This is a genomic window from Blautia sp. An81, from assembly GCF_002161285.1.
Lineage (GTDB): Bacteria > Bacillota > Clostridia > Lachnospirales > Lachnospiraceae > Blautia > Blautia ornithocaccae.
The window spans coordinates 61,448-80,793 of the sequence record NZ_NFHH01000001.1; the positions used below are offsets into that span (position 1 = coordinate 61,448).

The following is a 19,346-nucleotide window of genomic DNA, read 5'->3' on the forward strand; positions in this document are numbered from 1 at the left end:
CTCCTGTTAATCTGCCAGGACAAAATCCACGGTCCGCTCCCTGGCATCTGCCTGGGCTACCCGGACCTTTACTTTCTGTCCAATAGCAAAACTTCTTTTCTTTTTTTCTCCTGTCAGCGTGTAATGGGCGCTGTCATAGACATAATAGTCATCCATAAGAGAATTTACATGTACCAGACCTTCCACTGTATTAGGAAGTTCCACATAAAGTCCCCAGTCTGTCACGCCGGAGATCACACCTTCAAAAGTCTCTCCGATCTGGCTCTCCATGTATTCTGCTTTTTTCATCTTAACAGTTTCTCTCTCTGCCTCTTCGGCCCGTCTCTCCATGGCGCTGGACTGTCTGGCCACCTCATCCAGGATTTCCTCGTAATGGCTCATCTTAGCCTCTGTCATCTTTCCCCGGAGATTTTCCTTGATGATCCGGTGGATCTGAAGATCCGGATATCGGCGGATAGGAGAGGTAAAATGACAGTAATATCTGGCTGCCAGCCCGAAATGTCCTGTACACTCTGTTGTATACCTGGCCTGTTTCATGGAACGGAGGATCAGACGGGAGAAAAAGTCTTCCGAATCTTTTCCCTCCAGCTCTTTCAATATCTTCTGGACTTCTTTTGGCCGAATCTCCTCTTTGCTCTTCTTTACCTTTACTCCGGCTCTGTGTACCAGTTCCAGTACAGGTTCCATTTTTTCCATATCCGGAGTATCATGGGTCCGATATACAAAAGGAATCCCTGCCTGGGCATACTCCTGGGCAACTGTCTCATTGGCAGCCAGCATAAAGTCCTCGATGATCCTGGTAGCCACATTCTGTTCATAGGGATAAATCCTCACTGGTTTTCCATTTTCATCCAGCTCTATCTTGCTCTCCGGAAAATCAAAGTCTATGGCTCCTCTTTTCTTTCTCCGCTTTCTCAGAAGAGCAGAGAGCTCTTCCATCTGGAAAAACATAGGCAGCAGCTCTCTGTATCGTTCTGCCAGCTGCTGGTCTTCTTTTCGAAGGATTTTTTTTACGTCTGTGTATGTCATCCTTTCATTTACATGGATCACAGTCTCCGCAATCCCATGGGAAACCACTTTTCCCTTTTCATCAATATCCATAAGGCAGCTAAGGGCCAGACGGTCCTCCCCGGCATTTAAGGAACAGATGCCGTTGGAAAGCTTTTTGGGCAGCATGGGAATCACCCGGTCTACCAGATAAACACTGGTTCCTCTCTTTAAGGCCTCCCGATCCAAAGCGCTGCTGTACTGGACATAATTGCTCACGTCTGCAATGTGGACACCCAGATGGAAAAGATTTCCCTCTTTAGAAAGGGAAACCGCATCATCCAGGTCCTTGGCGTCTTCTCCATCTATAGTGACCATAGGCACATCACGGAGATCCAGTCTGCCATAGAAATCTCCCTCGTTAAGAGATTCTCGTATCCTCTCTGCCTGATTCAGTACCTTTTCCGGAAATTCCATGGGAAGTCCGCAGCTTTTGGCCACACTGAGCACATCAATGCCTTTCTCCTCTGAATTTCCTAAAACCTGAATGATCTTTCCTTCGGGAGATCTTTTTCTGGTCCCATAGTCCCGGATCTCCACCACTACTTTATCCTGGTTCCTGGCTCCCAGAAAGTTCTCCTTCTGTATAAAAATATCCCTCAGAAATCTCTGATTATCCGGAACAACAAAGCCGAATCCGGCAGACTCCTGAAAAGTGCCGACGATTTCCCTGGTGCCTCGTTCCAGGATCTTTATCACCCGGCCTTCCCGTCTTTTTCCCGGTTTATTTTCTTTTTTCAGTGCAACCTGCACCTTATCTCCGTGAAATGCCCCGCCTGTCTCTTCCTCAGGAATATAGATATCCTCTCCATTTTCATCCAGAAGCTCTACAAATCCAAATCCCTTTGCATGTCCTGCAAAAATTCCAATAAGATACTTCTGGGTTTCTTTCTTTTTCTTCTCTTTCTTATCTCTTTTTCCTTTTTTCTCTTCTTTTTCCTGTTCCTTTTTGGAACCCCTTACTGCTTCATATTTTCCTCTTTTATTTACAGTGATCTTTCCTTCCTTCAGGAGCATGTCCAGGATTTCATGAAGTTCCTCTCTTTTTCCCGCCGGCACCTGAAGGAGTACGGCCAGATCTTTTGCCCTCATAGGCTGATACTCTTTACAGCATATAAGATCATATACAATTTTTTTTCTTTTTTTAGTCTGTTGATTTTTCTTCAATTTTGCCTCCTAGGGATATCGAACAATAGACAGTACGCCCGGCGAACTGTCTATTGTCGTGAACAAAAAGGCCGCCCCACTAAACCTCTCTCGTTTAATGCAGCAGCCTCATGCTTAAAAATTCAGATTTAATACTAAAGCCAGCACGAAAAACAAAACACCCATGATCCGTGTAGCCTTTACTAAAGCACCTTCCATGGAGCGGCCCTTGTTTTTGCCCCAGTAGGTTTCGGCCATTCCGGCGATGCTTCCAAGTCCCTGAGATTTTCCTTCCTGCATCAGAATGATCACAGTCAGTCCTATACAATCAATAACGAAAAGGATCGTTAATACAATTCTCAATATCTCCACTGTAACACCTCCTACCTGTTAAACATATCAAGTTTAACACATGGCTGGAAGGATTTCAACCGTTTTTCTCAATGTTTTTCCAGGGGCTTATATAGAGGCTGTGACTGCCCAAACGGTCTTCAATGGCCAGAAGCCGGTTATATTTGGCTGTCCGTTCTCCTCTGCAGGGAGCCCCTGTTTTAATCTGCCCTGCTCCCATGGCTACCGCTAAATCTGCAATAAAAGTATCCTCGCTCTCCCCTGAACGGTGGGAGATCACTGGATTCCACCCTGCCTTCTGTGTCATCCTCACAGCCGCCACGGCCTCTGTAAGGGTGCCGATCTGGTTTACCTTGATCAGCACTGCATTACCGGTCTTCTGACAGATACCTTTTTCTATTCTCTTTACATTGGTCACAAAAAGGTCGTCTCCCACAAGCTGTACTCTACTGCCCAGTTTCTCTGTCATCAGTTTCCATCCATTCCAGTCCTCTTCCCACAGACCGTCCTCAATAGAAACTATGGGATATTCCTCCAGAAGTTTTCCATAGTAGTCCACCATTTCCTGGGCAGTCCTCAGGATTTTTTCTCCTGTCATAGAGGATTCTCCCGGGAAATAATATGCTTTTTCCTCTTCCAGATACAGCTCACTGGCGGCTGCATCCATAGCAAAAGAAATATCCTTTCCCGGTTCATAGCCTGCCTCTCTGACTGCAAGGCTCATAAAGTCCAGTATCTCTCTTGCGTCTTTTACATCTGGAGCAAAGCCACCTTCGTCTCCTACTGCGGTGGACAGGTTTCGTTCCTTTAATATAGATTTCAGTTTCTGATAGGTCTCTGCACACATCTGCAGAGCCTCTTTAAAACAGCAGGCCCCTGTGGGCATGATCATAAATTCCTGGAAATCTACCGTATTGTCTGCATGTTTTCCGCCGTTTAGGATATTCATCATAGGCACAGGCATTCTGTCTGTGATACAGCCTCCCAGATACTGATACAGAGGCAGGCGGAGAGCTTTTGCAGAGGCGTCGGCCACTGCCAGGGAGACCCCCAGCATAGCATTGGCTCCCAGATGTTCCTTATTCTCTGTGCCGTCTGCCTCCAGGATCAGTCTGTCAATCTGGCTCTGGTCCAGGGCATTCTCTCCCAGAACAGCGTCAGCCAGCTTGGTATTTATATTGCTCACCGCCTTCTGTACGCCCTGACCTCCATAACGTTTTTCACCGTCCCGGAGCTCAAGAGCCTCAAATTTTCCAGTTGAAGCGCCGGAGGGCACAATTGCTTTCCCCGTATACCCGTCTTTCCCCACAACGCCTTCTCCGACTGTAACTTCCACTTCCACAGTGGGATTTCCTCTGGAGTCCAGCACTTCTCTTCCATATACTTTTCTAATTGGCAAATACCTTTCCATAGCAATACCTCCTGATCATTTTGGACTTCTTTTTTGTTTCCACGCCAGAGCCAGCAGGCATGTCTCACTGATGGTCCACAAAAATATCATCTCCATCCATTGAGCTCTGCCCTCTGCCTCCATAGTCTGTATTTTTTCCGTCTCCTGTTCATCCGGGGTATCTTCCATCCTGAGTTCCAGGGCTGACATCTGTTTTTTCTTATTGATCTGTATTTCTGTCTTATATTTTTTCTGGTCCAATGCATAATATTCCCCGGTTTTTATGTCCCAAACCAGGTATTTTCCTGGAAACTTATCTATGAACCTTCCTCTGACAGCTTTTCCAGCCAGTATTACACAGCACAGGGATAAAAGCAGCAGCAAAAATATCTTTTTGATTTCATTTTTTCTTTTTTTGCTTTTTTTCATACACAGTCCCCTTTCCCAGGGAACAAAAAGGTGCAAACTCCCCGGAAACCGGCTGTTCTCTTTTCCCTGTTCATATTCAGTTTCTCTGTCTGCATTGATTTGGAATTTTGGCCGAATGGCCGGATTTAGAAATTATGATATCTGAAGTGTGATTTTATCTTAGCACTGCCTTCCGCAGAAAACAATACCGGAATACTTTACAAAATCCATTGAATTTTTCTCCTGGAAATTTAGTAAGTATTTTAGATGGAAAAAGGAGCCTTCACACCAAGCAAAAGTGTGAAGGCTCCAGTCCTAAACATCTTATTTTTTGATCAGTAAAGATTTTCCTGTCATTTCAGCAGGCTGCTCCATTCCCATCATCTCGATAAGAGTAGGCGCGATATCTGCCAGGCAGCCTCCTTCTCTTAATGTATAAGAAGGATCTGCATTCACCAGGATAAATGGTACAGGATTTGTTGTATGTGCAGTGAAAGGAGCTCCTGTTTCATAGTCAACAAGCTGCTCTGCGTTTCCGTGGTCTGCACAGATAAACATCTGTCCACCTACTTCTTTCACAGCTTCTACAGCTCTTCCCACACACTCGTCTACAGTCTCAATAGCTTTGATAGCTGCTGCTTCCACTCCAGTATGACCTACCATATCAGGATTTGCAAAGTTGATGATGATCACATCATATTTTTCGGACTTGATCGCTTCTACCAGTTTGTCGCATACTTCATAAGCGCTCATTTCCGGTTTCAGGTCATAGGTAGCAACTTTCGGGGATTTTACCAGGATCCTGTCTTCTCCTTCATTTGGCTCCTCAACACCGCCGTTAAAGAAGAAAGTTACATGCGCATATTTCTCTGTCTCTGCAATACGGGCCTGTTTCAGTCCGTTGGCAGCAAGAAATTCTCCAAAAGTATTCTTAATGGATACCTTGTGGAAAGCTACCTCTGTATTAGGAATTGTAGGATCATACTCTGTAAAGCATACATAGGTAAGGTCCAGTCTCTTCTCTCTCTCAAATCCTGTAAAATCATCTGCGCAGAAAGCTCTGGTGATCTCTCTTGCTCTGTCAGGACGGAAGTTAAAGAAGATAACGGAATCTTTATCCTGGATCCTTCCCACTGGCTGTCCGTCTTTTACGATCACGGTAGGAACAACAAATTCATCTGTCTTTCCTTCTTCATATGAAGCTTTTACAGCGCATACCGGGCACTCAGCCTGAATGCCTTCCCCTTTTGTAAGAGCTTTGTAAGCCAGTTCCACACGGTCCCAGCGGTTATCTCTGTCCATGGCATAGTAGCGTCCCATTACAGATGCAACCTGTCCTACGCCGATTTCTTTCATCTTATCATTTAATTCCTGGATGTAGCCTTTTCCCCCTGTAGTAGGTGTATCTCTTCCGTCCAGGAAACAGTGCACGAATACTTTCTCCAGTCCCTCTCTCTTAGCCAGCTCAAGAAGCCCGTACACATGAGTATTATGGCTGTGAACGCCACCGTCAGAAAGGAGTCCGAAAAGGTGAAGAGACGCATTATTTTCTTTTGCGTTGCGAACTGCTTTTAACAGCGCTTCATTCTTAAAGAAATCCCCGTCCTGAATCTCTTTTGTGATCCTGGTAAGCTCCTGATATACAATACGGCCTGCGCCCATGTTCAGATGTCCTACTTCAGAATTTCCCATCTGACCTTCAGGAAGTCCTACGGCCATGCCGCTGGCATTTCCTTTTACAAATGGGCACTGAGACATCAGCTGGTCCATAACAGGTGTCTTGCCTTCGCATACAGCATTGGCCTCACAGTTATTGTTCAGACCATATCCATCCAGAATCATTAATACGGTTGGTTTTTTACTCATGACGATTTCTCCTTTATCTCAAATTTCTCTTGTTCCTTATGTCCGTTTATTATTTTAACAGAATTGCAGGATTTTTCAATAAATTTATAAGACCTTAGACAGAAATTCCCGCAGTCTTGGATTTTTCGGACAGGCAAAAAATTCCTGAGGCGGAGCGTCCTCCTGTATATTGCCTTCGTTGATAAAAAGCACCCGGCTGGCTACTTCTCTTGCAAATCCCATTTCATGAGTCACCACGACCATGGTCATGCCTGACTGGGCCAGTTCTCTCATAATTTCCAGAACCTCTCCCACCATCTCCGGGTCAAGAGCCGACGTAGGCTCGTCAAAAAGCATTACGTCTGGATTCATAGCCAGAGCCCGTGCAATGGCTATCCTTTGTTTCTGTCCCCCTGAAAGACTGCCGGGATAAGCGTCTGCTTTATCTGGAAGCCCTACTCTCTTTAAAAGCTCTTCCGCTCTCTGAGAAGCTTCTTCAGGAGTCATAAGCTTCAGAGTCACAGGAGCCAGCATGATATTTTCTTTTACTGTCTTATGGGGGAACAGATTAAACTGCTGAAATACCATTCCAATCTTCTGGCGGTGGCGGTCAATATCCACCTTCGGATCTGTAATATCTACATTCTCAAACAGTATTTTTCCCCCGGTAGGTACCTCCAGAAGATTCAGGGAACGAAGAAAGGTAGATTTTCCTGAGCCTGAGGGGCCGATAATGGCAACTACCTCTCCTTTATGTATCTCTGTACTAATACCGTCCAGAACTTTATTTTCTCCAAAATGCTTCTGAAGATTTTCTACCTTTATCAGTACTTCACCTTTAGTGGTCACTTCTGCGCAGCCTCCTTTCCACCTTGCCCATGAAATAGGTCAGCAGCATTACCAGCACCAGATAGAAAATCGCTGCTGAGATCAGCGGTACAAAGGCGCTGTAAGTACGGCTCTGCACTAAAGTAGCTGCTTTTGTAATATCTATTGTGCCGATATAACCAATGATAGCCGTTTCTTTTAAAAGCACGATCATTTCATTGATCAGTGCTGGCAGGACATTTTTAAAAGCCTGGGGCATAATGACCAGTTTCATGGTCTGGCCTGAGCTCAGACCCAGACTTCTGCCTGCTTCCATCTGCCCCTTGTCAATAGACATAATACCGGAGCGGACAATTTCTGCCACATAAGCCCCTGAATTGATTCCAAAGGCAATACCGCCGATAATAATATTATTCAGGGGTATACTGGCAAAAACTACAGAATAAAAAATCAGTATCTGAATCATAGACGGGGTTCCTCTGATGACTGTCAGATAAACCACACATATGGCATTCAGCAGCTTCAGTTTTCCGGTCTGCTCATGGGCAGAACGGATAAGGGCCACCAGAAATCCCAGGACCACACCGATGCACAGGGCCAGAAGGGTTACTAATATTGTGGTCTTTAATCCGTTGATCCACCACTCAGAGGCGCCGTTGTCTACAAAATACCGCTGAAACCCATGCTGGAGATTTTCCCACATAATTTCATATCCTCCTTAGTCAGATATTCTGTCATTATTTTCTTACGATAACAACCTGGGTAGCTTCTGCATAGGTATCTGTAAACTCTACGCTCTCTTCTCTCTCCGGTGTAACTGTCATACCCGCTGCGCCAAAATCTGCTTTTCCTGTATCTACAGAAGTAAGGATAGCTTCAAAAGCCATATCTTCGATTTTCAGCTCATATCCCAGTTTATCACAGATTGCCTGGGCAATATCAGCGTCGATTCCTACAATTTCATCTCCCTCTTTATACTCCCAGGGTTCAAATTCCGCATTGGTAGCCATGGTCAGAGTTCCATTGGAACGGTCCACATCTGCCGGAGACTCATAGGGATGTTCTCCAATCTCATCACCAATATAATTGCTCTGGATTTCATCCAGGGTTCCCTCTTCTTTTAACTCTGCCAGGGCCTCATTAAAGGAATCTCTCAGTTCTGTATTGCCTTTTTTCATACAGATAGCATATTCTTCTGTTTCAAAAATCCCGTCTACGATCTTAAGATCATCATTTGCCTCTACAAACTTCTGGGCAGGAAGGGAGTCGATAACCACACAGTCTACCTTTCCGTTTTTCAGAGCCTGGATAGCGTCTGCTCCCTTATTGAAACGGTTCACCTGGGAATCCTCATTTACAGCTTCTGTAGCTGCTGAGTCTCCTGTGGTCCCGATCTGGACACCAATATTAAGCTCTGCCAGATCTTCTACAGAAGTTACCTCTACAGGTTCTGAAGATGCCTGGTTTCCTCCGGAACAGCCTGCTGCAGTGAGAACCATAGCAGCGGCACAAAATGCTGCGAATACTTTTTTCTTCATCTTTTTCCTCTCCTTTTTATAATTATTCATTTCATCTTCCGGTTTTTCGGAAAACACTGAAATAATCACATGGCAATGCATATTTATTCAGTTTCATGAATTATATCAGCTTTTATAAGAAATATCAATATACCACTACCGGAGTATTTACCTCTATATTTTCATAAATGGTTCTGGCGTTCTCCAAAGGTGTATTAATGCACCCATGAGAGCCATTATAGAGATAAATGTCTCCCCCGAAGCTGCTCCTGGTTGTCAGGTCATGAATACCTACTCCACCGTTAAAGGGCATCCAGTAGTTTACAGGAGTTTCATATTCAATGGAACCGTCAGGGTTTCTGCCTACAAGAGTGGAGGGACTTGCCTTATCTTTCAGTCTCCATACTCCTCCTGAAGGAGTTCCATTTCCTGCATTGGGATTTCCCGTTACCACAGGGGTATCTACAAGAAGCGTTCCGTTTTTATAAAACCACATTCTCTGCTCACTGATGGAAATTTCCACGTAGGTTCCGTCTATATCATTGCCCCCATGCTTTTGTCCGGAATAAAGCCAGGTAGGTTCCACGGCTCCGCTCTGTCCGGCATTCAGCATATTTACCAGGGACTCTGTAGTCTTATCCTGCCACAATCTCCATCCATAATCTCCCTGAGTCAGATGCACTGTGTTTCCATTGGAAGTAACAAAATCCCTGGGCTGTCCAATGGTATTATATTTTTCAGACCAGGCAATGACTGTCTGCTTTACTGTCTCTGTGTCGAAATAATAATTTCCGTCCCCGCCTTTTTTCAGCCAGGATTTCAACTGGTCTCTGGTCACCGTTTCTGTTCCCGTTCCAAAATTCAGGCTGGCCTGGAGGCTTGTAAATTTATTCAGCTGCTCTGCCTCTTTTTTCAGATTTTCATCATCCTGGTATACTGCCGGCTTCACATAACAGTCTGTTTCTTCCAGAGAAACCTCTGTCTGTCGCTGGTCTACTGCAGATTTAATGGCTGCAAGTGTCTTTTCTTTATCCAGAGTCGTTCCCTCTACTTCCGGAATAATTTCATAGGAAGTTCCATTATCCTCCACTCTGGCGTCCTGTACAGGCGTCATGTTGGCATCCTGCATACAGGACAAGGCAGCTACTGCCTGGTTCAGACTTTCTTCATTATAAGAACTGTCTGCATTTACTGTATAATTTTTATCCCCAAAAATCTGTACAGGCCAAAGCCAGGAATTTTGTTCTGCCTTTACCTGCTGGGCTCCGTTATCATCCTGGTAGGACAGCTGGATCGTAGTTCCATCGATAGTCTCTGTCTGCTCTCCTCTTTCTTTAATTGTCAGGGAATAGGTCTCCGCACTGTTTTTCAGAAGTTCTCTGACATATTCCGTATCCTTTCCTCCACAGTCAATACCGTTGATCATGGTCCCGGGATAAAACTTATCCTGATAATAAACTCCTACCCCTGCATATCCTGCAAGAATCACCGCTGCTCCCAGTCCCAGACCAATTCCCAGAGCTTTTTTAGATTTCTTTTTACTCTTCTTACCGTTTCCCTTCTTCAGCTTTTTGTCAGCCTTTTTAAAAGCTTTCAGTTTCTCTTTTTTATTGTCTTTCATTTCTATTTAAACATCCTTGCCTATTTACTTTGGTATATGGAGCTGTGGCGTTAAGCCAAATCAAGAATATTTATACATTTTATTGCTCAGTCTCCGTCGCTTTGAGCCTAAGGTCTCAAAGCTATACTCGACAAATTCGCATAAAATGTATAAAAATTCCTGGCATATCCTTAATGCCGCAGCTCTACTTTTTCACAGGCCCATTCTACTCCAAAAGTCCAAAAAATAAAAGGCTTTTCTTCCTTTCTGTTGAATTTCACCAATTTTTTTACTATCATAAGAAAAGATATGAACATTTTTAAGGGAGAACTTTTTCATGAAATGGGATAATTCTTTGCTGGACATGACCAGCTGCCGGCTCTGCCCCAGAAACTGCGGTGCAGACCGTACCAAAAGAAGGGGATACTGTGGAGAAAAGGCGGTTCTAAGATGTGCCAGAGCCGCTCTCCATCACTGGGAGGAGCCCTGTATCAGCGGTACCCGTGGAAGCGGCACTGTATTCTTTTCTGGCTGTAATCTAAGATGCTGTTTCTGCCAGAACTACAAAATCAGTCAAGAAGGTACGGGAAAGGAGCTTTCGCCGGAAAATCTGGCTGACATTTTTCTCCGCCTTCAGGAACAGGGGGCTCATAACATTAATCTGGTAACTGCCGGACATTTTCTTCCGGCAGTGCTGAAAGCTCTGGAGCTTGCAAAGCCCCGTCTCCATATTCCCGTGGTTTATAACTGCGGAGGCTATGAAAAACCAGAAGTCATTGAAATTTTAAAGGATTATGTGGATATTTACCTGCCGGATCTGAAATATTTTGATCCGGTCCTTTCCGCCAGATATTCAGGGGCCGGAGATTATTTCTCTGTAGCTTCCCGGGCAATCGCCGCCATGATATCTCAGACAGGAAATCCTGTTTTCGATGAAGAGGGACTTCTGAAAAAAGGTGTGATCATCCGCCACATGGTACTGCCTGGCTCCAGGAAAGATTCTTCTGCTATCCTTCACTGGCTCAAAGACAATCTTCCGGAAGGCAGTTTCCTTCTCAGCTTATTAAGTCAGTACACGCCTTTTTACAAAAGCAGCCAATATCCGGAAATCAACCGGCGGCTCACCACCTATGAATATAACAAGGTGTTGGAAGAAGCAATTTCTCTGGGACTTACCCAGGGATTTATGCAGGAAAAAAGCAGCGCCAAAGAAGAATACACCCCTCCATTTAATCTTGAAGGTCTAGAATAAAGTGGGCAAGCCCACTTCAGCTCCCCCTTTCCTCAATCTTGAGGGGCTTGAACACTTTGTGCGCCGCCGCAATACCGCAAGGCGGTAACACACCTTATTGCGGCGTGTGCATCCCGCCCAGCGGGCTTTATATTCTATAGGGCAGTCCGGAGGACTTTCCTATAGAATATAAAGGACTGCCTCCGGAGCAGTGGGGAAATTCCTGCAGGATTTTCCCTTAACTGTCCCGGAGGCAGTTCTTTTTCAATCACTTTTATTTATTGTAGTTTACAATGGCGCCAAAGTCTGGTTTCAGAGCGGCTCCACCTACCAGTCCGCCGTCGATATCCGGCTGAACAAATAAGTCTGGAGCTGTTTTAGCATTTACAGAACCGCCGTACTGAATACGGATAGCATCTGCAGTTGCCTGATCATATACCTCTGCGATACACTCACGGATAGCCTTGCATACTTCCTGAGCCTGTTCTGTTGTAGCAGTCTTTCCTGTACCGATAGCCCAGATAGGCTCGTAAGCGATAACTGCTTCTTTAGCCTGATCTGCTGTGATTCCCTGGAATCCAACTTTTACCTGCTGACGGATAAAGTCCATGGTCACGCCCTGCTCTCTCTGCTCCAGTGTCTCACCGCAGCACATGATAGGTGTTAAACCATGCTCAAAAGCTTTCAGCATTTTCTTATTGATATCTTCGTTTGTCTCACCGAAGTATTCTCTTCTTTCAGAGTGGCCCAGAATTACATATTTTACTCCTGCGTCTACTAACATGTTTGGAGAAATCTCACCTGTGTAAGCGCCTTTTTCTTCAAAGTACATATTTTCAGCGCCAACCTGGATATTAGTTCCCTTTACAGCTTCCACTACAGGAACAATGTCAATAGCTGGTACGCAGAAAACTACGTCTACTTCTTCGTTTGCAACTAATGGTTTTAAAGTGTTTACTAATTCCACTGCCTCGCTGGGAGTCATGTTCATCTTCCAGTTTCCGGCAATAATTTTTTTCCTTGCCATGGGAATTACCTTCTTTCTTGTTCTTTATAACTTGCAGGTGCAGACGGAGGGGTATGTTCACCTTACTAAGTTCGGGCTAAGCTCTGTCTGCGCCTGCGGCTTGCCAATCGGGTATCTTCCCTCTACTAAGCTCAGACTGCGCCCTGAAGGGCTTGCTTCGCTAAGGATCGGGAAGGACCTCGCACCGCTATACAGCAGGAGGGGTATGTTCACCTTACTAAGTTCGGACTGCGTCCTATGGACTTGCCTCACTAAGTGCGGTGAACTAAGTGCGCACTAAGCTCTGTCTGCGCCTGCGGCTTGCCAATCGCTAAGTGCTTACTTATCATTTGCAGCTGCTACGCCGGGGAGTTCTTTGCCTTCCAGGAATTCCAGGGAAGCGCCGCCGCCGGTGGAGATGTGGGTCATCTTGTCGCCATATCCTAAGATGTTTACTGCTGCTGCAGAATCACCGCCGCCGATAATGGTGGTAGCATCTGTTTCAGCCAAAGCTTTTGCAACGGCTTCTGTACCATGAGCAAAGTTTGGCATTTCAAAGCATCCCATTGGTCCGTTCCATACAACAGTCTTGGCATCTTTTACAGCTTCGCAGAACAGCTTCTCTGTTTCTGGTCCGATATCCATGCCTTCCCATCCGTCAGGGATCTGACCGGTAGGCACTACCTGGATATTGCAGTCATTAGAGAAAGCATCACCGATTCTGTTATCTACAGGAAGAAGCAGTTTCACACCCTTCTCTGCTGCTTTTTTCTTCATATCCAGCGCATACTGTAAATAATCATCTTCACAAAGAGATACACCGATCTTACCGCCTTCTGCTTTAGAGAAAGTATAGGCCATACCGCCTCCGATGATCAGAGTATCTACCTTATCCAGCAGGTTATTGATAACAGAAATCTTACTGGAAACTTTCGCACCGCCCAGGATTGCAACAAATGGTCTCTCAGGATTGTTTACAGCATTTCCCAGGAAGTCGATTTCTTTCTGCATCAGATATCCAACTACTGCGGTATCTACATATTTTGTAACACCTACATTTGAGCAGTGTGCTCTGTGGGCTGTACCAAAAGCATCATTTACAAATACATCGCAAAGGGAAGCCAGTTCTTTAGAGAATTCATCTCCGTTCTTTGTCTCCTCTGCACGATAACGGGTGTTCTCCAAAAGGATTACATCTCCGTCTTTCATGGCCTCTACAGCAGCTTTTGCATTAGGACCTACAACTTCCGGATCAGCAGCAAACTTTACTTCCTGTCCCAGCAGTTCAGTCAGACGTTTTGCAACAGGAGCCAGGGATAATTCCGGTTTCGGTTCTCCCTTTGGCTTTCCTAAATGAGAGCAGAGAATAATCTTCCCGCCGTCAGCGATCAATTTTTTAATAGTAGGAAGTGCAGCTACCAGACGGTTCTCATCTGTGATCTTTCCATCCTGAAGAGGTACGTTAAAGTCACAGCGCACCAGCACTCTTTTTCCTTTTACGTTGATATCATCTACTGATTTTTTATTAAGCATTGGAAATGCCTCCTTTTCTTTATATAGCCGAAAAGGGCCCGGTCCATACCGTAGTAGACCGGACCCTTAAATGAGCCTTTATAATACTTTCAGCAGCAAATTATTATTTGTTTAATAATTTACCGAAGTATTTGATTGTTCTAACCATCTGGCTTGTGTAGGAGTTCTCGTTGTCATACCATGATACAACCTGAACTTCTGTTGTTCCGTTGTCCAGAGGCAGAACCATTGTCTGTGTAGCATCGAACAGAGAACCATATCTCATACCAACGATATCGCTGGATACGATTTCATCTTCGTTGTATCCGAAGGACTCTGTAGCTGCTGCTTTCATAGCGTCATTGATCTGCTCTTTTGTAACGTTTCCTTTAACAACTGCTGTTAAGATTGTTGTGGAACCTGTAGGAGTAGGAACACGCTGTGCAGCACCGATCAGTTTTCCGTTTAATTCAGGAATAACTAAGCCGATAGCTTTTGCAGCACCTGTGCTGTTTGGAACGATATTAACTGCTGCAGCACGGGATCTTCTCAGATCGCCTTTTCTCTGTGGTCCATCCAGAGTCATCTGGTCGCCTGTGTAAGCGTGGATTGTACACATAATACCGGACTGGATCTCAGCTAAGTCATTTAATGCTTTAGCCATAGGTGCCAGGCAGTTTGTTGTACAGGAAGCTGCTGAAATGATGTTATCATTTTCTGTTAATGTTTCATGGTTTACATTGTAAACGATAGTTGGCAGGTCATTTCCAGCTGGTGCAGAAATAACAACTTTCTTAGCGCCGGCATCGATATGAGCCTGTGCTTTTGCCTTAGATGTATAGAAGCCTGTACACTCCAGAACAACGTCTACACCGATTTCTCCCCAAGGAAGTTCAGCGGCATTAGCCATTGCATAAATTTTGATTTCTTTTCCGTCTACAGTGATAGAATCTTCGCCAGCTGTAACTTTATCAGCTAACTCATATCTTCCCTGTGTAGAGTCATATTTCAGTAAGTGAGCTAACATTTTGGGAGATGTTAAATCGTTGATTGCTACGATTTCAAATCCTTCTGCTCCAAACATCTGTCTGAATGCAAGACGTCCGATACGTCCAAAACCATTGATTGCTACTTTTACTGCCATGATTTTCATTCCTCCTAAAAGTGATTGATTTTCTGTGAGTTCTTTAACTGTTGTAAGCTACATTGTTAAAGAAACATCAACCTTGTCCATATTGTACTCGTTTTTGTCCAAAAATTCAAGCCTAATTTCATATTTCCTAAGCGTTTTAACTCTAATTTAACCTCTTTCCTCTTGCTAGAGCCCTAAAATTTCCCTTATAATGCTTATATTAGGTAAAAAACATCTACAAAAAGGAGTTGCTTTTATGTATTGTGATTATCATCTTCATTCTTCTTTCTCCGGGGACAGTGAAGTTCCTATGGAAGAAATGATACAAAAAGGAATCCAGCTGGGCCTTCCCGCCATGTGCTTTACAGAGCATCTGGACCCTGATTTCCCCGAAGGGGATTATTCCTTTGACCTGGATCTTCCTGCCTATGAAAAAAAGCTGAGAGAGCTGAAAGAAAAATACCGGGACCGTATCCAGATTTATTTTGGCATGGAAATGGGGCTGCAGCCCCATCTGACAAAGGTAATCCCAGAGATTGCATCCTCTGCTTCCTTTGACTTTCTGATCGGTTCCACCCATGTAGCAGATCACATGGATCCTTATGACCGGACATTTTTTGAAGAAAGGAGCGAATATCAGGCTTATCACCGCTATTTTGAAGTGCTCCTGGAAAATCTGAAGACTTTTTCCTGCTTTGACACCTGCGGCCATATCGATTATGTTGTACGCTACGGTCCAAATCAGAACCAGGATTATACCTACGAAAAATATCAGGATATCCTGGACGCCATTCTGAAAACGCTCATAGAAAAACAGATAGGGCTGGAATGCAACACCGCAGGCTTCAAATATGGCCTGGGACATCCCAACCCTACAGAAAAGGTACTGGCACGCTACCGGGAGCTGGGAGGAGAAATCCTGACACTTGGCTCTGACGCCCATGCTCCAGAACATATTGCCTATAATTTCAAGGAAACCGGCGAGCTCTTAAAAGCCTGTGGTTTCCGATACTATACTATCTTTAAAGAAAGAAAGCCAGAGTTCTTAAAGCTCTAGTGCAGGCCCTAATATAATGCCGCCGCCAGCTACATACTCTCCCCGGTACAGGACTACAGCCTGTCCCGGGGTTACAGCTCTCTGGGGCTCCAGAAAGTCTACCTGCACTCTGCCATTTTCCAGTTTTTTTAGGGTACAGGGGGCCCCTGGATGATTATATCGGATCTTACCAGAAAGGATTTCCCCTTCTTTAATCTCTTCCATTGCCATGTAATTCATCCGGTCACAGACCAGACTTTTCACAAAGAGCTCTTCATTTTCCCCTATGACCACCTCATTTGTTTCTGGCCGAATTTCTGTAACAAACACCGGATGCCCCATAGAAAGATTCAGTCCCTTTCTCTGACCAATCGTATAATGGATAATTCCTTTATGTTCCCCAATAACAGTCCCGTCTTTTTTCACATAATTTCCCCGAAGGATTTTTTGTCCTGTACTTTTTTCGATAAAACCCGCATAGTCATTATCCGGCACGAAACAGATTTCCTGACTATCTTTTTTATGTGCTACAGGAATTCCCGCTTCTGCGGCAATCTGACGGATCTCCTCTTTTGTATATGCTCCTACAGGCATTAGAGTATGAGCAAGCTGTTCCTGGGTAAGATTATACAAAGCGTAGGTCTGGTCTTTTCTGGCAGTTACCGAATTACGAATGGCATAACGTCCGTTTTCCAGCTGTTCTACTCTTGCATAATGTCCTGTGGCAATATAATCTGCTCCTATATCCAGACTCCGCTTCAGAAGGGCCTCCCATTTCACATAACGGTTACAGGCAATACAGGGATTTGGTGTTCTTCCCTCCTGGTATTCCCTTATAAAATAGTCGATGACATTTTCCTTAAACTCTTTCCTGAAATTCATCACATAATAAGGGATTTCCAGCTTCGCCGCCACTCTTCTGGCATCGTCTACAGCGCTGAGGCCGCAGCAGCCCCCGTTTTCTTCCTGAAATTCAGGCTCTTCTTCCTGCCAGATCTGCATGGTGACTCCAATGACCTCATATCCCTGCTTCTTCAGCAGATAGGCTGCCACTGAAGAATCTACTCCTCCTGACAGACCTACTACCACTTTCTTCTTTTCCATCAGTACTCTTCCTCTTCTTCCTCTTCGCCTTCATGGATATCAGACTTTGGTTTAGAAAGTCCTTCGATTTTAATCCCATTCTTTTCTGCATAGTCCCACAGAGCTGCATGAATGGCTTCTTCTGCCAGCAGAGAACAGTGGACTTTTACTGGAGGCAGGCCATCTAAAGCTTCCATTACTGCTTTATTGGTAACCTGAAGGGCCTCCTGTATGGTTTTTCCTTTTACCAGTTCTGTAGCCATGCTGCTGGTAGCTACGGCTGCGCCGCAGCCGAAAGTCTTAAATTTACAGTCCTGGATAATCTGATTTTCATCAATATCCAGGTAAATTCTCATAATATCTCCACATTTTGCATTTCCTACTGTTCCTACTCCGCTGGGATTTTCAATCTCTCCTACATTTCTGGGATTCTGAAAATGATCCATAACTTTTTCACTGTACATTATTCCTTCCTCCATTTTTCTTTTATGAACTTTTTTATTTATTTTCCGCTTTTTCCTGTTTTCTTATAAAGTCTTCATATAAGGGAGACAGATTTCTCAGTTTCGCCACAATCTCTTTAATCTGCTCCAAGGTATAATCTAAGTCCTCTTTAGTAGTGTCTGCTCCCAAAGTCAGTCTCAGAGAGCCATGGGCAATCTCATGAGGCAGTCCAATAGCCAGAAGTACATGGGAAGGATCTAAAGACCCTGAGGTACATGCAGAACCGCTGGAGCCTGCAATCCCCTTCATATCCAGCATGATCAGGAGTGATTCACCTTCAATAAACCGGAAGCTGAAATTGGCATTATTGGGAAGACGTTTTACCGGGTCTCCGTTCAGGCGTACATAAGGCACTTCCTCTAAAACCCGGCGGATAAAGTAGTCTCTCAGCTCCTTCTCCTTCTTTGTCCTCTCTTCCATGGTCTCAGCTGCCATCCGTGCCGCTACCCCATATCCTACGATTCCCGGAACATTCTCTGTGCCGGCTCTTCTCTTTCTCTCCTGAGCTCCGCCGTGTACGAAAGAACGTATCTTTACCCCCTTCCGGATGTAGAGACAGCCAATCCCTTTGGGGCCGTTGATCTTATGAGCGCTGGAGCTTAACATATCAATATTCATTTCATCTACATCTATAGGCACCTGGCCAAAGGCCTGGACAGCGTCTGTGTGAAAAAGAATCCCATGCTCTCTGGCAATCATTCCGATTTCCTTTACTGGCTCAATGGTACCGATCTCATTATTTGCAAACATAATGGTAATCAGTATGGTCTCCGGGCTAATGGCTTTCTGAAGCTGCTCCAGATCTACCAGTCCATTCTCATCTACATCCAGATAAGTGACCCGGGCGCCCTGTTTTTCCAGATATTGACAGGTGTGAAGGACTGCATGATGCTCGATCTTGGTAGTGATAATATGATTTCCTTTATTCTTATAAGCTTCATAAGCTGCCTTTATGGCCCAGTTATCCGCTTCAGAACCCCCTCCGGTAAAGTAGATTTCTTCTGTCTTTGCCCCGATAACCCGGGCAATTTCTTCCCTGGCATTAGTGATAGCTTCTTTGCTTCTCTGTCCCAGCTCATAAATACTGGAAGGGTTTCCATAACTCTCTGTAAAATAAGGGAGCATGGCGTCCACTACTTCCTGAGCGGTTCTTGTAGTTGCTGCGTTATCTAAATAAATCCTTGTCTTCATAGCTTTCCTCTCCTATTTTCACATTTTTCAAAGAGTTCAGATATATGACTGAACTGCTACATATCAGATCCGGTTTTTTCCTGGATGCGGCGGCTTTCTTCCACCAACTGGCTGATCATAATAGAATCTACGGTCTCCTGAATGCTTTTATTCACTTTCTCCCAGACATATCTGGCTACACAAAGGTCCTGCCCCAGGCAGTTGGCGTTATTCTCGTCTCCGCAGGAAACCGCCTCAATACTGCCTTCTAAAGCCCTGAGAACATCCCCCACGGAAATCTCCTGGGCAGGTTTTGCCAGCCTGTAGCCTCCCTGGGCTCCCCGGACGCTGGTCACAAGACCTGCTTTTTTCAGTTTCCTTACCAGCTGTTCCAGGTAACTGTCTGAAATCATCTGTCTGGCAGAAATACTCTGGATGGAAACGGCTTCTTTCTCACCATACAGCGCCAGGTCAATAAGGGCCCGCAGTCCATATCTGCCTTTTGTAGATAGCTTCACTGTTATCGCCCCTTCTTAATTC

General features: G+C 44.9%; 18 protein-coding genes. 2 read left to right on the forward strand and 16 right to left on the reverse strand.

Translation table 11 applies throughout. The features are described 5' to 3' along the window. Positions 1 to 6: 6 nt before the first annotated feature. From rnr to B5G33_RS00305, 9 genes are all read right to left on the reverse strand, one after another. Positions 7 to 2,214, reverse strand: coding sequence for a ribonuclease R (gene rnr / locus B5G33_RS00265; protein ID WP_087416362.1), 2,208 nt, complete (start codon positions 2,212 to 2,214; stop codon positions 7 to 9). Between the two features lie 114 nt (positions 2,215 to 2,328). Further along, on the reverse strand, positions 2,329 to 2,565 hold the full coding sequence (gene secG, locus B5G33_RS00270; protein ID WP_087273931.1) for a preprotein translocase subunit SecG: 237 nt from the start codon (positions 2,563 to 2,565) through the stop codon (positions 2,329 to 2,331). Between the two features lie 55 nt (positions 2,566 to 2,620). Beyond that, complete coding sequence (gene eno, locus B5G33_RS00275; RefSeq protein WP_087273929.1) at positions 2,621 to 3,955, reverse strand: phosphopyruvate hydratase; 1,335 nt, start codon at positions 3,953 to 3,955, stop codon at positions 2,621 to 2,623. A gap of 15 nt (positions 3,956 to 3,970) precedes the next feature. Next, the gene (locus tag B5G33_RS00280; protein WP_087273927.1) at positions 3,971 to 4,363 is read right to left on the reverse strand and encodes a hypothetical protein; all 393 of its coding nucleotides are present in this window, start codon (positions 4,361 to 4,363) and stop codon (positions 3,971 to 3,973) included. A gap of 303 nt (positions 4,364 to 4,666) precedes the next feature. Then, positions 4,667 to 6,208: a 2,3-bisphosphoglycerate-independent phosphoglycerate mutase gene (gene gpmI, locus B5G33_RS00285; protein ID WP_087273924.1), complete on the reverse strand. Its 1,542-nt coding sequence runs from the start codon at positions 6,206 to 6,208 to the stop codon at positions 4,667 to 4,669. Between the two features lie 84 nt (positions 6,209 to 6,292). Continuing rightward, entirely contained in the window at positions 6,293 to 7,036 is a 744-nt protein-coding gene (locus B5G33_RS00290) for an amino acid ABC transporter ATP-binding protein (protein ID WP_087273922.1), read from the reverse strand. Then, entirely contained in the window at positions 7,026 to 7,718 is a 693-nt protein-coding gene (locus B5G33_RS00295) for an amino acid ABC transporter permease (protein ID WP_087273919.1), read from the reverse strand. Before B5G33_RS00295 ends, B5G33_RS00290 begins: the two co-directional genes overlap by 11 nt. A 34-nt stretch (positions 7,719 to 7,752) precedes the next feature. Then, positions 7,753 to 8,553 carry a transporter substrate-binding domain-containing protein gene (locus tag B5G33_RS00300; RefSeq protein ID WP_087416553.1) on the reverse strand — a complete coding sequence of 267 codons (801 nt, stop codon included), beginning with the start codon at positions 8,551 to 8,553 and terminating at the stop codon, positions 7,753 to 7,755. Positions 8,554 to 8,677: 124 nt separating this feature from the next. Beyond that, on the reverse strand, positions 8,678 to 10,153 hold the full coding sequence (locus B5G33_RS00305; protein WP_242974376.1) for a L,D-transpeptidase family protein: 1,476 nt from the start codon (positions 10,151 to 10,153) through the stop codon (positions 8,678 to 8,680). A 316-nt stretch (positions 10,154 to 10,469) separates the two neighbouring features. Between B5G33_RS00305 and B5G33_RS00310 the strand changes: the two genes are divergently transcribed. Then, complete coding sequence (locus B5G33_RS00310) at positions 10,470 to 11,384, forward strand: radical SAM protein (RefSeq protein ID WP_087416364.1); 915 nt, start codon at positions 10,470 to 10,472, stop codon at positions 11,382 to 11,384. Positions 11,385 to 11,637: 253 nt separating this feature from the next. On the opposite strand, the gene tpiA is transcribed toward B5G33_RS00310, so the two are convergent. The 3 genes from tpiA to gap all read right to left on the reverse strand — a co-directional run bounded on the left by tpiA (position 11,638) and on the right by gap (position 15,025). After that, positions 11,638 to 12,390, reverse strand: coding sequence for a triose-phosphate isomerase (tpiA, locus tag B5G33_RS00315; RefSeq protein WP_087273911.1), 753 nt, complete (start codon positions 12,388 to 12,390; stop codon positions 11,638 to 11,640). A 318-nt stretch (positions 12,391 to 12,708) separates the two neighbouring features. Further along, the gene (locus B5G33_RS00320; protein ID WP_087273909.1) at positions 12,709 to 13,902 is read right to left on the reverse strand and encodes a phosphoglycerate kinase; all 1,194 of its coding nucleotides are present in this window, start codon (positions 13,900 to 13,902) and stop codon (positions 12,709 to 12,711) included. A gap of 103 nt (positions 13,903 to 14,005) precedes the next feature. Then, positions 14,006 to 15,025, reverse strand: coding sequence for a type I glyceraldehyde-3-phosphate dehydrogenase (gene gap, locus B5G33_RS00325; RefSeq protein WP_087273907.1), 1,020 nt, complete (start codon positions 15,023 to 15,025; stop codon positions 14,006 to 14,008). A 244-nt stretch (positions 15,026 to 15,269) separates the two neighbouring features. On the opposite strand from gap, the gene B5G33_RS00330 reads away from it, so the two are divergent. Beyond that, positions 15,270 to 16,070, forward strand: a complete 801-nt coding sequence (locus B5G33_RS00330) for a histidinol-phosphatase HisJ family protein (protein WP_087273905.1) — start codon at positions 15,270 to 15,272, stop codon at positions 16,068 to 16,070. Here B5G33_RS00330 and mnmA read toward each other — a convergent pair. Genes mnmA through B5G33_RS00350 form a run of 4 tightly spaced genes read right to left on the reverse strand, consistent with a single transcriptional unit; the run spans position 16,059 to position 19,324 of the window. After that, positions 16,059 to 17,153: a tRNA 2-thiouridine(34) synthase MnmA gene (mnmA, locus tag B5G33_RS00335; protein WP_087416365.1), complete on the reverse strand. Its 1,095-nt coding sequence runs from the start codon at positions 17,151 to 17,153 to the stop codon at positions 16,059 to 16,061. The two genes, B5G33_RS00330 and mnmA, sit on opposite strands and share 12 nt — an antisense overlap. Continuing rightward, positions 17,153 to 17,596, reverse strand: coding sequence for a Fe-S cluster assembly scaffold protein NifU (nifU, locus tag B5G33_RS00340; protein ID WP_087416366.1), 444 nt, complete (start codon positions 17,594 to 17,596; stop codon positions 17,153 to 17,155). Before nifU ends, mnmA begins: the two co-directional genes overlap by 1 nt. A gap of 34 nt (positions 17,597 to 17,630) precedes the next feature. Continuing rightward, a complete protein-coding gene (nifS, locus tag B5G33_RS00345) occupies positions 17,631 to 18,827 on the reverse strand; it encodes a cysteine desulfurase NifS (protein WP_087273897.1) in 1,197 nt (398 codons plus the stop codon). A gap of 56 nt (positions 18,828 to 18,883) precedes the next feature. Then, positions 18,884 to 19,324, reverse strand: a complete 441-nt coding sequence (locus B5G33_RS00350) for an RrF2 family transcriptional regulator (RefSeq protein ID WP_087273895.1) — start codon at positions 19,322 to 19,324, stop codon at positions 18,884 to 18,886. Between the last annotated feature and the right edge of the window lie 22 nt (positions 19,325 to 19,346).